Annotated in this window: 10 protein-coding genes and 1 CRISPR repeat array; of the genes, 6 read left to right on the plus strand and 4 right to left on the minus strand. The window is 67.8% G+C overall.

What is annotated here, in order from left to right; all coding sequences use genetic code 11:
• Window positions 1-8 precede the first annotated feature (8 nt).
• The 4 genes from ACOJVX_RS06905 to ACOJVX_RS06920 are packed head-to-tail and all read right to left on the minus strand — an operon-like array spanning window position 9 to window position 4088.
• Entirely contained in the window at window positions 9-1073 is a 1065-nt protein-coding gene (locus tag ACOJVX_RS06905; RefSeq protein ID WP_422647348.1) for a glycosyltransferase family 9 protein, read from the minus strand.
• A complete protein-coding gene (locus ACOJVX_RS06910; protein ID WP_418153958.1) occupies window positions 1070-1660 on the minus strand; it encodes a phosphoribosyltransferase in 591 nt (196 codons plus the stop codon). Before ACOJVX_RS06910 ends, ACOJVX_RS06905 begins: the two co-directional genes overlap by 4 nt.
• Complete coding sequence (locus ACOJVX_RS06915; RefSeq protein WP_418153959.1) at window positions 1657-3540, minus strand: hypothetical protein; 1884 nt, start codon at window positions 3538-3540, stop codon at window positions 1657-1659. The genes ACOJVX_RS06910 and ACOJVX_RS06915 overlap by 4 nt, the downstream gene beginning before the upstream one ends.
• A complete protein-coding gene (locus tag ACOJVX_RS06920; RefSeq protein ID WP_418153961.1) occupies window positions 3537-4088 on the minus strand; it encodes a DUF4254 domain-containing protein in 552 nt (183 codons plus the stop codon). Before ACOJVX_RS06920 ends, ACOJVX_RS06915 begins: the two co-directional genes overlap by 4 nt.
• A gap of 303 nt (window positions 4089-4391) precedes the next feature.
• Here ACOJVX_RS06920 and ACOJVX_RS06925 point away from each other — a divergent pair, with 303 nt between their 5' ends.
• The 6 genes from ACOJVX_RS06925 to ACOJVX_RS06950 all read left to right on the plus strand — a co-directional run bounded on the left by ACOJVX_RS06925 (window position 4392) and on the right by ACOJVX_RS06950 (window position 12478).
• Window positions 4392-5867, plus strand: coding sequence for a helix-turn-helix transcriptional regulator (locus ACOJVX_RS06925; RefSeq protein WP_422647349.1), 1476 nt, complete (start codon window positions 4392-4394; stop codon window positions 5865-5867).
• A gap of 1678 nt (window positions 5868-7545) precedes the next feature.
• Complete coding sequence (locus ACOJVX_RS06930) at window positions 7546-8481, plus strand: ABC transporter ATP-binding protein (RefSeq protein WP_035275487.1); 936 nt, start codon at window positions 7546-7548, stop codon at window positions 8479-8481.
• Window positions 8481-9245 carry an ABC transporter permease gene (locus ACOJVX_RS06935; protein WP_418153964.1) on the plus strand — a complete coding sequence of 255 codons (765 nt, stop codon included), beginning with the start codon at window positions 8481-8483 and terminating at the stop codon, window positions 9243-9245. Before ACOJVX_RS06930 ends, ACOJVX_RS06935 begins: the two co-directional genes overlap by 1 nt.
• 6 nt (window positions 9246-9251) lie before the next feature.
• Window positions 9252-10598, plus strand: coding sequence for a sensor histidine kinase (locus ACOJVX_RS06940; RefSeq protein WP_081715368.1), 1347 nt, complete (start codon window positions 9252-9254; stop codon window positions 10596-10598).
• Window positions 10595-11215 carry a response regulator gene (locus tag ACOJVX_RS06945; protein WP_026418394.1) on the plus strand — a complete coding sequence of 207 codons (621 nt, stop codon included), beginning with the start codon at window positions 10595-10597 and terminating at the stop codon, window positions 11213-11215. Before ACOJVX_RS06940 ends, ACOJVX_RS06945 begins: the two co-directional genes overlap by 4 nt.
• A 720-nt stretch (window positions 11216-11935) precedes the next feature.
• The gene (locus tag ACOJVX_RS06950; RefSeq protein WP_418153966.1) at window positions 11936-12478 is read left to right on the plus strand and encodes a hypothetical protein; all 543 of its coding nucleotides are present in this window, start codon (window positions 11936-11938) and stop codon (window positions 12476-12478) included.
• 19 nt (window positions 12479-12497) lie between these two features.
• A CRISPR array of direct repeats spans window positions 12498-12917; the repeat unit is 30 nt; unit sequence GTTGTGACCCCTCTTAGGGGCGATGAGGAC.
• Window positions 12918-13009: the final 92 nt, after the last annotated feature.

Consider the following 13009-nt stretch of genomic DNA (forward strand, 5'->3'; position numbering starts at 1 on the left):
AGCAGTCCTCACCAACCGACGATGTCGCTGGCGAACTCAGCGATGATCTCCGCTGGGAGATCGGCAAGGCCCGCTGATTGCAACCACAGCGCGTCGTCCAGGTGGTCGCGCACTGGGCAACGGTCGGAGAGGGCCAGCATCTGGGAGAAGGTGGTCGCGATGGCGTGGTGACGCGCGGTCCCGGTAGTCCATTTGGTGTGGGCGTGGCGACCGTAGAGCCCGATGACGTGCGGACCGGTTCCGTCGGGGCGTTCGGTGAGCGCGGCCAGATGGGTCAGGCCCGTGTCGTTGCCGATCACGACCTCGGCTGACGCGAACACGTCCAGGCAGTCCACCGCATCCAGCCTGTCCAGAACCTCGATTCCGTCGGACACCGTCGGCTCGGCATCGCTACTGGTGATCAAACTGAACGACCACGGCGCTGGGAAACGCTGGGCGAGGACAGCCGAAACCCGGGCGAAGCCGCTCGCACCGTAGTCCTTTCGGCTTGGCCAACTGGTCGTCGAAACGAACACGACGTGGAACGGTCGTGCCTGCTCGGTCGATGTGAAGGTCGGAAGCGGCGCGCGGTCGGCGGGGAGCCGGACACCGAGGGCGTGCTCTGCGGCGAGGTAGTACCGCATCGGCAGAGCGGCGTGGACCTCGACGAATTCGTCGTTCAGAACGTCCAGCCACGCCTGAGGCCGTTCGGGGATCGCGTGGAACGTGAATCTCTTGCCGTGACTGGTCTGAACGATATGTGGGCCTTCGGTGTGGCTCGTGCTCAAGGCCAGTCGGCAGCGTTGCAACAGGCGTGGACGAGGCCCCTGGTAATGAAGTTCGGCGTCACGACCGGTCCCGTCAGCGAGAGCCTGAACGAGTCCGAGCGCGAGCAGGACATCACCGAAGCCGCGATCACCGAGGACCACAGACCAGCCATGCCGGCCGATTACGCCTGCGGCGCTGCTGTAGGACGGGAGTTGCCCGCCCGCGCGCAGGAAGGGCAGCGCGCGGGCCAGGGGCGCGTACTGACGGGGAACGATGACCGGTCCACCGCGTTGCAGCGTCACCGGCTTGATCGCCCACGGGCTCACAGCCGCGTGAGGGTGCACAGCGGTACTCCCAGTGATTCCAGTAGCGGCCGGGCGTTGCCGGTGATGTCCTCGACCAGGCACGCGACACCGATCACCTCGACGGCAGAGTCCCGAAGCACCGTGATCAGGTTGGCCAGGGTGTTCCCGGTGGTGACCTCGTCATCGACGATGAGCACACGGGTGCCCGCGAGGGCGCCGTAGGTGAAGACCTCGGTGCGCCGGGCATGGGGTTCGGTGAAGCGCTGCTTGTCCGGCAGGTCGAGGTCGAGCTTCCAGGCTAGGCGGTACGGCAGGTCGCTCGCCAGTGCGACGCTGATGGTGGGCAGGATGCCGCCCGCGTCCAATCCGAGCAATACCTCCGGGGCCGTGAATCCCGGGTGGTGCGACCACGACTCCCACAGGACGCTCCCAGCCCGCAGGAATGTCGCGGGGTGTACCTGGTCGAGGATGCCGTCCAACTCGTGGACGATCCGGACATCCCGAGTCTCAGGGGGCACGCCGAGGCGGCGGATGCGGTGGGCCTGATAGGCAAGCTTGGCGGGGACGGTGCTCATGCTCGACCCTGCAAGCAGGTCTTCGGTGGTCATGTGCTGGTCCTTACGGTGTGGTCGAGTCGGTCGAGGTAAGACAACAGTTGGTCCGTCGCCTCGACGAGTCGTCCGCGCAGGACTGGATCGCTCGGGCGACGGATGAGATCGGACAGCTCAGGCGGCACGCATTCGGCACGAGGGTGCAGCTCACGAAGCGCGGCGAGCACTTCGTCGGCGTCGTGGAGGTCGTGTCCGTCGGCGCGCAGCAGGATCTTGGCAAGCAGCACCAGGTGCTTGTGCACCGCGCGCACGTCCGGCTGTTCGGAGGCGAGGAGGCGGCGAGTGGTCATCAGTACGAGTCCCAATCCGCCCCTGCTGGCGCGATCGCCGTGTGCGGCGGCCGGCACCGGCAGCAGATAGTCCGTTCGCCGGTAGAGCACGCCGTTCCCTTGGGCGGCGCGGCGCAGTGACTGGACGACGCGTGGTGGAACCCGCAGCGCGTCGATGTCGGCGGTGGTGAAGACGCTGAGGCCAACCTTGATGCCCTCGGGCCCCGGAAGGGTGCCCGCAACGTCCCGCAGCCATGCGGCGGGCGCGGTGTCCCGAACCACGAGCAGGTCAAGATCGCTCCATCCGTCCCGCCAACTCGTGGTCCCCGTGCTGCCGGTTGCGAGCACGAGCGCGACCTGCTCGTCGCACACGTGATCTGTGGCCTGCCCTAACCATCCGCGCTGGCGCACCGGACCACTCGCGTGGAGCGACGCCCTAGGCAGGTCGACGGTCGAGACGATGCGGCTGACGGCGAGCTTGAGCGCGCCCAACGACCTGGAGTTGTCGATGAGGTGATCGGCGATCTCAGCGATCCGATCCGCTCCGCGTTCGCGTTTGGTCACATCGCGGCCAAGGAACCGCGACTCGCTCTCCGCTGCGCGACTCGCCCGGACGCTCTGGTCCGCGTCGACGTACACGACCTGGCAGCGGTCACCCCAGACCCGTCTCAGGTGCGCGGTCGCCTCGAAGCGGTGCGCACTTTCCAGACTGATCGTGCGCGCCTTGGTCGTCTCGGAGAACCGCAGGATCTCTTCGGTCAGCCGTTCCGCCTGCTCCCGCTCCGACCAGCGCTTGTACGGGTCCGCGACTCCGGTCCGCATGGCTGCGACTTCCAACAGGTAGCCAATCTTCAACCTGGTCACACCGTGCTCGTCGCGAAACAGTTCGCCAACCGTGCTCTTGCCGCTCTCGGACATGCCGCCCAGCACCCACAGCCGTTCCAGCTCGCCCTTCGGCAGCGGATCCACGTGGACACCCGCGTCGGCCAAGCGGCTCCGGAGCCTTCGCTGAATATCCACGATCGCCGCATCGCCGAGGTCGAGCACGGCCTGGTAGTCCCCGCGTTCTACCTGGACGGACAAGACATCCGCGAGCGTGCGCTGATAGGCGGCATATCGTTCGTCGTCCGCTTCCGGCTCACGCCGCAGCGCCTTGGCCGCTTCCCGCGCGGGGTCACCAGACCGGCGCATCAGCACGTGGACTTCGCGTCGAGGTGCGGCGGCCGGGAGATCGGCCGCGAGACGATCCACCAGCCGGAGCGCCTTTGTCGGAGACAGTCCATCCTTGAGCGCTGCGGTGGCGGCACAGGTCGCCCGGAGCATCGGTAAGCCGCGGTCTTCCAGAGCCAGGGGTCCGCTCGCGGCGCGGCGGGCGACGTGGCTGGCCAGCATCAGGCCGACGTGCTCAGCCGTGGTGGAGTCGACGAACCACCAGTGAGCGAAGTCACCCGCAGATACCTCACGCCATCGGGAATCCCAGGCATCCACAGTGCCTACGAGGTGGGCGTCGGGCATCCCACGGCGGAGCCAGGCGAGTTGCGTGGTCTTCCCGACATTGTCGACGCCGTTGAGCGACACCGACAGGTACTGGTGTGCGTCTGCGATCACGATGCGCTCCGGTAGGTCTTCAGGGGCCGCCATGCCGGGAGCCGTCGCTGGCCGGTGGCGACATCGCGGATCAGGTCGTCATAGGCGTCGGCCAGCTCGGCGAGCTGTCGCAGAGCCAAGCGGGCGGCATCGCGGGCGTTATTGGTGTTGATCAGGCTGTTCAGGCGGACCCACGCGATCGCCAGACGGTCGACGACCGAGCCAAGGGTTTCGGTGTGCAGGGGCGCATCCGCACGGCTGCGGAGCTGGGCCGATACCCACTCGTCGATCCGCTCCACCAGGGCGACACGTCTGGCATTAAGGTCGTCGATGAACCGCTTGCTCTCGGCGATGGCCTCGGCGGACACACCGCAAGCGCGGCTGACATCCTCGGCCTGCCACTGCTGGCCATGTTGGGCCGCCAACTCGGTCGCCGTGCTGAGGACGAGCTGGCCCGGGTGATCACTCCTGGTGGCTTCACGGAACGCCTCGATGATCGAGGCAGATCGCGGTAAGAGCTCCCGCACGCGGGTCACGTGCCGTGAGACCTGTTCACCGCTGTCAGCCATGATCGGCATCTCCCCTTCGGCCGAAGTGGGTGTGCGCGCTTGCGCCGAGGGCGATCGAGGCATCTCAGCCCAAGCGAATCCCGGTGTCCCCCCTGCCAGAGGTGCGTTCGTCAGTCGCCGCGCGGCACCAATACGATCACTCACTGATAGTCGCCTCCATCTGACTTGATGTAACGACGACTACGAGTTCACCACGCAGCAGGGACGAACACGACCACAGCGAGTGCCCACAGTTGGGCCAGATCGGGGACATTGGAAGGACATCCCTGATCTGCGGGTGTAGCACGCCCTACCGTTGATCCTGTGTCACCCGATGAGCACCGCGTACCGAACACCGTGCTGATCGCCCTGCGCGAGCGGGGCGGGCTGTCCCAGCAGGACTTGGCCGACGAGCTGACGAACCTCGCTACCCGGTACGGCAAGCACCCGCAAATCACGCGCAAGACCATCGGTCGATGGGAGCGCGGTGAAGTCGTGTGGCCCCAGCCCTTCTATCGCCGGCTGCTGGCCGAGTTCTTCGGTTGCGCGGGCGACGAACTTGGTTTCCGCAGGCCGCGTTCTGTCCGACCCGAGCAGGACCAGAGCGAGCGCCTTCCCGCACCCCTCACGTTCGTCACCATGTCCGCAACCACCGATCCCTATGTCGAGCGCGACCAGGATGAGTGGCGTCACCTCCGCTCGACCCTGAGCAGGCATCGTCGCGATCTCGCGGTGCTCGCCGAGTCGCTGTACTGCGATTACCGGGTGCCAGGGCTGAAGAACACAGGCGTCATCAGCGCGCCCAACTGGATTCCTGCCGAGCCCGTCCCACTGGACAAAATCACGCTGACGCTGGACTCAGTGGTCGCCGAACCCACGATTACCGGAGACGAACCCGAAAGCGCCCCAGTTCGCCCACTGGCCACCACCGACAGCCGGTACCGCCGCTACCACGACGCCATCCGCGACCTTGCCGCGCCACGCCTGTTCGAGAACCGGCTGTGCTTCCGCCTGCTCGGACTCGACGACTGGAGGCAGCCGGGCATGCGCTTCGGGCAGATGGGCTTCTTCGACGCGATCGACACCAACGAGGCCCTCGCCCACGAATTCGCCGCCCACCACCTCGCCGTCGACAGCGACCGTGAGATCGCCGTGCCGCGCGCCTCCATGCGACGGTTGACCTTCCGCAAGCTGATTGCCGACCCGTTCGACCTTGGCCGCCGACCTCTCATGGGAGCGATCGGGACCCTGACCGTCAGGGGCGGCGACAGCCCCAGCGTCGTCCTTCACCAACGCGACTCCGCCAGCGTCGCCGGCGGCGGCGGTATGGCGCACCTCCTGCCCGCGGGCATCTTCCAGCCTTCCTCCGTCATCCCAGCCGCCATCGCATCCGACTTTTCGATCTGGCGGAACATTCAGCGCGAGTACGCCGAGGAGATGCTGGGCCATGAGGAGTACGACGGCTCCGGTAAGCCGATCCGATACGACAAGCTGGAACCGTTCACCACGATCGACGAAGCGCTGCGCGACGGACACATCCGCGTGTTCTGCCTCGGCGTCACACTCGACGCGCTTACGCTCGCCGGCGACATTCTCACCGTCGCGGTCATCGACGCCGACACCTACGACGCGCTGTTCGCCAACGCCGTTGACACCAACTCGGAGGGCTCCATGCCCGCGCGAGCCTTTCCGTTCGAGGAAAACACCCTGACGTGGCTCCGCGAATCCAAGCGCCTTTCTCCCGGCGCGGCGGCGGCGTTGCAACTTGCATGGATCAATCGCAAGGTCCTGCTTGCCTGAGCCAGTAACGGGCCAGTTGGTTGGCCACCGTTCAACCACTGCGCTCGTACAGCAAGCCTCAGCCACCCTCGACGCCGGCGAGCCCCACACCCACCTCCGTGAGGGATGGAAGCCTGCGTGAATTGAGTCGATTGACTGCCTCGTATCTTTCCACGATCTTCGCTGCCGCTCGGACCCGCGCGCCGTGCTCAAAGCAGCTCCACTCGCGCGTTCCGGCGCGGAGCAGTTGTCGGTCAGCCGCAGGGGCAAGGTGTCCGAAGCCAGCGCGGGCATGCCACTGCGCCAGCCTGAGCGATTACCCCCTCGACCACCCGGTGATCGACCTCGCTGGGCACGTCCCGATCGATTGGCAGAAGGTTCTGCACCGTCCACACCACGCGCCAGCCCTTCTCGCGCACCCAGAAGTGCTTCACCGACGTACAGTGGCGGCCGGATCCCGCTCGTCGCGGGATCTGCCGAGCGACCATCTATATCAACGAAGGGTTCCTCCGCTCAGCTGTAACCGGGGAACAGCCCCGCGTGCGCGGGGACGACCAGATCCGGACCCTCGTGGGATGGGCCTCGACCGGAACAGCCCCGCGTGCGCGGGGACGACCGGAAACGACCGTCGCCGCGTTAGTCGGAGCTCGGAACAGCCCCGCGTGCGCGGGGACGACCCTTCCTGACCTGCGATGTTACAGGCGGCGGGACACGATCTCGTTCACTTTCATGCTGATCTGCCCCTCAAAGCTCAAGTGGTGGGCCCCAGTTCAGGTCAGGAATGCGGTGTTTGCGAGCTTTGCCGGCCCGTGCTGGCGGCTCGGGTGGATTAGCCGTCGAGATCGAGTCGATCCTAGTCCCGCTGAAACTGGTTCGTGGGAGCAGCCGTCTGGGAGCGGATTGGGAGCCAAGGTGCGCTCACCGTTGCATCCAACGGCGGCCAACCGCATCGAACGGTACCCGCTGACTTACGGATTCTCTGTTCCCGCAGGTCAGCGGACGAAACCTGTTACCTTGACACGGTAGAGGTCACTGGTTCAATCCCAGTATCGCCCACCAGTTATACATGGTGGTCAGAAGCCCCGTCGACGATCTTCGTCGGCGGGGTTTTCTGCGTCGTGGGAGGATTTTGGGAGGATCGGTTCTGAGCACTACCGGAACTGAGCTCTACTGGGTGATCTCCCACCGCCGGCTGAGCCTGGCCAAGATGTCGTCGATCATGACCCTCGTCACTCGCGCGTGCGATCGGTGGGCCCAGCCACGCGGCTGTCCGCCGTACCTGGCCGCACCACACCCCTTCCGCCGCCGGCCCGAGCACTGTTCCGTTCCCCTCGATCACCTTGTGGCGTGACTGCCTTCTCCCGCCCGACCTGACCGCCTCCATGCGCCCGACCTCGGTCCAGAGGGCGGCGGTTGACGTGCACCGTCAACTGATGGAGCCCGACGGCGCCTTGCCCACGCCGCGACCGACGTTGAGTTCATCGGAGAAGTGAGTCCGGCGTAGGAGGTCGACCATTCGGTTCCACCTCCGTTCTCCAGGCCGGCAGCGGGTCGCGGTGCCAGGTCACGCGACGACCACCAGGGCTTCGGGCCCTCCGCGGGTCGCCGTGCCTCCACCGAACGGTGGAGGCACGAATCAACCCGAGCGCGGACGCCACGGTCGATGTGGCGAGGCGAGGCGCGCCCGAGACTTCGCGGTGTGACCGCACTGGAAGTACGGAACCTGCACAAGCGCTACGGGCAGCACGTCGCCGTCGACGACGTCTCCTTCACTGTCGAGAAGGGGGAGATCTTCGGCATCATCGGGCCCAACGGCGCCGGCAAGACGACGACCGTCGAGAGCATCGCCGGCCTGCGAACGCCCGACTCCGGCTCGCTCTCCGTGCTGGGGCTCGATCCGACCAAGGACCGGGCGGAGGTGCGTGAGCGACTCGGCGTGCAACTCCAGGAGAGCAGCTTCCCGGACGCGATCAAGGTCGCCGAAGCCCTCGAGCTCCACAGCTCCTTCTACCGGAACCCCGCCGACTGGCGCGAGCTCATGGAGCTCCTCGGGCTCACCGAGAAGCGCGACACCCAGTACAAAGCCCTCTCCGGCGGGCAGAAGCAGCGGCTTTCGATCGCGCTCGCCCTGGTCGGCAACCCGGAAGTCGCGATTCTGGACGAGCTCACGACGGGACTGGACCCGCAGGCGAGACGCGACACCTGGAGCCTCATCGAGCGGGTTCGCGACACGGGCGTCACGATCCTCCTCGTCACGCACTTCATGGATGAGGCGGAACGCCTCAGCGACCGGATCGCCGTCATCAACGGTGGCCGGGTCGCCGCGGTGGACACACCGGCTGGGCTGATCGCGCGGTCGAGCGGGGCGCGGCAGGTCCGGTTCCGCGTGTCCCAACCGCTGGACAGGAGTGTTCTGACCGATCTTCCCGACGTGACCGATGTCGAGATCACCGAGGGCCGCTGGCTGGTCACCGGCAGGGGGCAGCTCCTGAGCAGCGTCGCCGGGGCCCTCGCCAGGGCGCGGGTCGTGGCCGAGGATCTCCGCGTCGACCAGCGCAACCTCGACGACGCGTTCGTGGCCTTCACCGGACGCGCTCCCGAGTCCCCGGGGAACTCCACGAGGAGGGTCGGCTGATGCGTGCCCTCCTGAAGATGGTCAAGGTCGAGGGGAAGCTCTTCCTCCGAGACTCCGCCACCGTCATCTTCGGTGTGCTGTTCCCGACGGGACTGCTGCTCGGCCTGGGTGCCATCCCGGCGCTCAGGGAGCCGTCGCCGGAAACCGGCGGGCTCCGGGACATCGACATCTGGGCGCCGACCGCACTGGTGTTCGGGATGGTGATGATCGCCGTGCAGCACGTCCCAGCGGTGATAGCGACGTACCGGGAGCGCGGCATCCTCCGCAGGCTGTCGACCACTCCCGCGCATCCGAGGGGAGTCCTGCTCGCGCAGATGATCGTCGCGCTCGCCTCCGTGGTCGTCTCCGCGGCGCTCATGACCTTCCTCGCGTGGGCGGTACTGGACATCGCACCGCCCGAACGACCCCTGGAGTTCGTCGTCGCCTTCGTCGTCGGCTACGCGGCGCTGCTCGGGCTCGGCATGGTGTCCGCCGCGGTGGTCCGAACGAGCAGTGCCGCGAACCAGCTCGGTACCCTCCTGTTCGTCGCGCTGATGTTCTTCGGGGGAGCCTTCCTGCCCCGTGTCGTCATGCCCGACGTGCTGCGCGAGGTCGGAGAGTTCATACCGCCGGGGCTGCAGGCCCTCACCGCGGCGTGGTCCGCCGAAGCGGGCCAGATCACCGCCACAGCTGGTGGGCAGCCCTTCTGGCCGCAGATCGCCGTGATGGCGGGTATCGCGGTGACCGCGAGCGCGGTCGCCGCCAAGCTCTTCCGCTGGGAGTAGATGTCGATGACGAGGGACGCCGGCACGGGTGAGCGGCTGAACTTCGCGGCGCACGAGTCCGCCATCAGCCAAGAGGCGGCGATCGCGAACCGCTCCCGGTTGGCCTGGAAAGCGGAGCAGCTCCGGGTCTGGGACCTCCTGCAGTTGGTCAGCCCGTGGCTGCTGCTGGCGATCTCGACCGCGATCCACTTCTCGTGGGTGCTCCCCACCTCCGGTGAACCCTTCTGGCCCGACGGTCCGGCCGTCCTCGGGCTGGTCGCGATCTCGGTGCTGTGGGTGCTGTTCGGTCACACCCTGCCCATCAGGAGGAGGACGCTGCGGCCCACGTCGGCGGGCATCTACCTCGTCGGGCTGCTGGCGTCGTGCGTCACCCTCATGACGTACTCCGACATCTTCCTCGTCTTCACCATCGCGGGCTTCTTCCACGCCTACCTGCTCAGGCCGTGGCCGTTGGGGGTGCTCGGAGTCCTGGCCACCTCCGTTGCCCTCAACGGCTCGGTCATGCGCGTATGGGCTCACCCGGCCCCCGACGTGCTCGCGGAGTTCATCCTGATCGTCGCCGTGCAGACGGCGGCGATCGGGGTGGGCATCCTGCTGACAGCGCACACCGAACCCGAGGAACGCAGGCGGGAGGAACTCGTCGAGCGCCTCGAAGCGGCACTGCACGAGAACGCCGGGCTCCACGCGCAACTCGTCGCCCAGGCACGTGAATCCGGGGCGCAGGACGAGCGGCAGCGACTGGCCGGCGAGATCCACGACACGCTGGCCCAGGGGCTCGCCGGCATCATCACGCAGCTCCAGGCGGCGGAGCGTTCCGCGCGTGCGCCGGGCGAGGCGGAGGAGCACGTCGCGCGCGCACTGCGGCTCGCGCGCGACAGCCTGACCGAGGCCAGACGGTCCGTGCGGGCACTCGCCCCCCAGGAACTCGGGCGAGCGCACCTCCCCGACGCGCTCCGCACCCTGACCGAGCGATGGTCGGAGGACCAGGGGATCAGGACACAGGTGGAGGTCACCGGCACCCGAGAGCCACTGAGCCCGGCGATCGAGGTGTCGCTCTTCCGGGTCGCGCAGGAGTCACTGACCAACGTGGCCAAGCACGCGGAGGCCTCGCGTGTCGGTGTCACCCTGTCGTACACGGGCACCGAGGTGCTGCTGGACGTCCGGGATGATGGACGAGGCTTCACGAACGGGGTCGGCACCGGCTTCGGACTGACGAGCATGCGCCAGCGCATCAGAGGGGTCGGCGGTCACGTGGAGGTGCAGAGCGCACCGGGTGAAGGGACATCCGTCAGTGCGCGCGTGCCGGCGATCGCCCCCGGCGGCACGGGAGCGAAGGGGGAGACCGACGGATGATTCGTCTGGTAGTCGTCGACGACCACCCGATCGTGAGGGGCGGTCTTCGCGACACCTTCGCGGACGCCGAGGACATCCTCGTGGTCGGTGAGGCCGGGGACGGCGCCGAGGGCATCGAACGTGCGGAGCGGCTGGCAGCGGACGTGGTGCTCATGGACCTCCGAATGCCGGGCATGGACGGCGTCGCCGCGACCGCCGCCCTGCGGGAGCGGTCCCCGAACACCCGCGTGCTGATCCTGACCACCTTCGACAGCGAGAGCGACGTGCTGCCGGCGATCGAGGCGGGCGCCACCGGATACCTCCTGAAGGACGCGTTGCCCGACGAACTGACGCGCGCCGTCCGTGCGGCAGCGCGCGGCGAGCCGGTGCTCGCGCCGTCGGTGACCCACCACCTCATGGGTCAGGTTCGGAGGCCCGGCCGGGGCACCCTGACCGACCGGGAGAGGGAGGTACTCCAGTTGGTCGCGAACGGCAGTTCGAATCGGGAGGCCGCCACGGCCCTGTTCATCGGCGAAGCGAGCATCAAGACCCACCTGCAACACATCTACGACAAACTCGGCGTTCGTGATCGCGCCTCGGCGGTCGCCGAGGGCTACCGCCGTCGCCTGCTCACCTGACGCCCCCGCTGCCGAACATCGCTCGGTAGGACCGTCGCACGCGGCATCGAGGTCGGGATGAACGTCGACGTTCGCCAGGTGGCGGTGATGCGGCCCTTCGGTGCCCCGCGAGACACCGTCACACGCGGCACGCGCACCCGTCCTTCGGGTGGCGCCCCACCACCCGTGACCACGGTCCGCCGGTCCCAGTGGGCGAAGCGCGCTCCCCGGAGGCCTGGCCTGGGCACTGGTCCGGGTCGCCCGTCAGCACCCGCCCCTGACCGCGTCGCCGGGAGTTGGGGGTTCTGGCACACCGCCGCCGACACCATGCCACCGCAGGAGGGCAGGCTAATCCTGATCGAGGCCTCGGCTCGCCGCGACGGGGTGGCCGTTCTCAGGGGTCGACGAACACCGCCGTCGGCACACGCGAAGCTGCGACACGGACGTCACCATCGTCATCGACCGCACCCGGTCACCGGTCCGGTGCCCGCTCGCCATCGTCGAAGGATGATCGAAGACGGCGTTCGGGACCTGGCTGGAACGAGCGGGACCAGGCCTGGCGCGACAGCGGATGGCTCCCTCGAAGGAGGCCGTCCCCTTCCGGCTTCGACGTCCTGGCGCGTAGGCGACCCAGGCGTGGCCCACGGGGAGGGGGAAGGTCATCGCGCGCATCCGGTGCCGGTCAGCAGCAGGCCGGTCTTCGCGTGCGTCCTTCGGCGTGTCCCTGGCAGGCTCTGCTCCGTGCTCAACATCCGGATGAACGAGGTGGCGGTCCGCGCCCTGGAGCCGGGAGGCCTGGCGGGCGCGACCCCAGTGGCGGAGTTGGCTCCCGAGCTGCGCGAGGTGCTGGACGAGGGCATCGTGCGGGCCGGCCCGGCCCTGGTCTTCGCCCGACGCGCGACCCGTGCTCACACACCCCACGCCGCTACCGAGGATCTGACCGCATGGGAGTGCGCGACGAACGAGATCCACCTGGATGACGTGGTTCCCGTCGATGTCGGATGCCTGGAGGACGGCGAGCCGGTGATCAGCGAGGCGGACCAGGTGCGGATGTCGCGGCACGGGTTGGGCTTCGCCCTGGAGGTCGTGCGGCTTGTCCGTGCGCTGCCCGAGCCCGTCGCGGTGCGCTGCATCGTGGGAGCGAACAGCACGAACGGAACCTTCAGGTTCCACCGTGCTCGACCAGGCGAGTCGTGGCTGGGCCCAGACGTGGACGGCTTCCTGGGTGACAAGCTGATCGTCGTCGACAGCGGGCCAGCGAGCCTGGGCGGTACCCCGTGGTGACGCCTCCACGCCGAGGCACGTCGTGACCCCTCTTAGGGGCGATGAGGACCGGGAACGCCGGGACCGGGAGCGCCGGGCGAAGCGGTTGTGACCCCTCTTAGGGGCGATGAGGACCAGCGCCTCGTACGCGGCTTGCGGCCACACCTCGGGTTGTGACCCCTCTTAGGGGCGATGAGGACAGCGGACATCCCTGCGCGCGTGCTTGTACCGTCGGGTTGTGACCCCTCTTAGGGGCGATGAGGACGACCAGGACCCAGTGGTCCGATCGCTAGTCTCGCGTTGTGACCCCTCTTAGGGGCGATGAGGACACGGGACCACGTTGGACCCGTCGGTGGTCGGCCCGTGTTGTGACCCCTCTTAGGGGCGATGAGGACCTCGTTTGGCTCGCCGTGCGGGCGCTTTCGCGCGGGTTGTGACCCCTCTTAGGGGCGATGAGGACCCGAGAGTAAAGGCGCAGGTGGAGGCTGTCCGCGAGGCGTTTTTCGTGGCTGTTTTGCAGCGAACCCGAGGTTTGACATCAGACCCGGGGGG

It is taken from the genome of Actinoalloteichus caeruleus (genome assembly GCF_049311605.1).
Lineage (GTDB): Bacteria > Actinomycetota > Actinomycetes > Mycobacteriales > Pseudonocardiaceae > Actinoalloteichus_B > Actinoalloteichus_B caeruleus.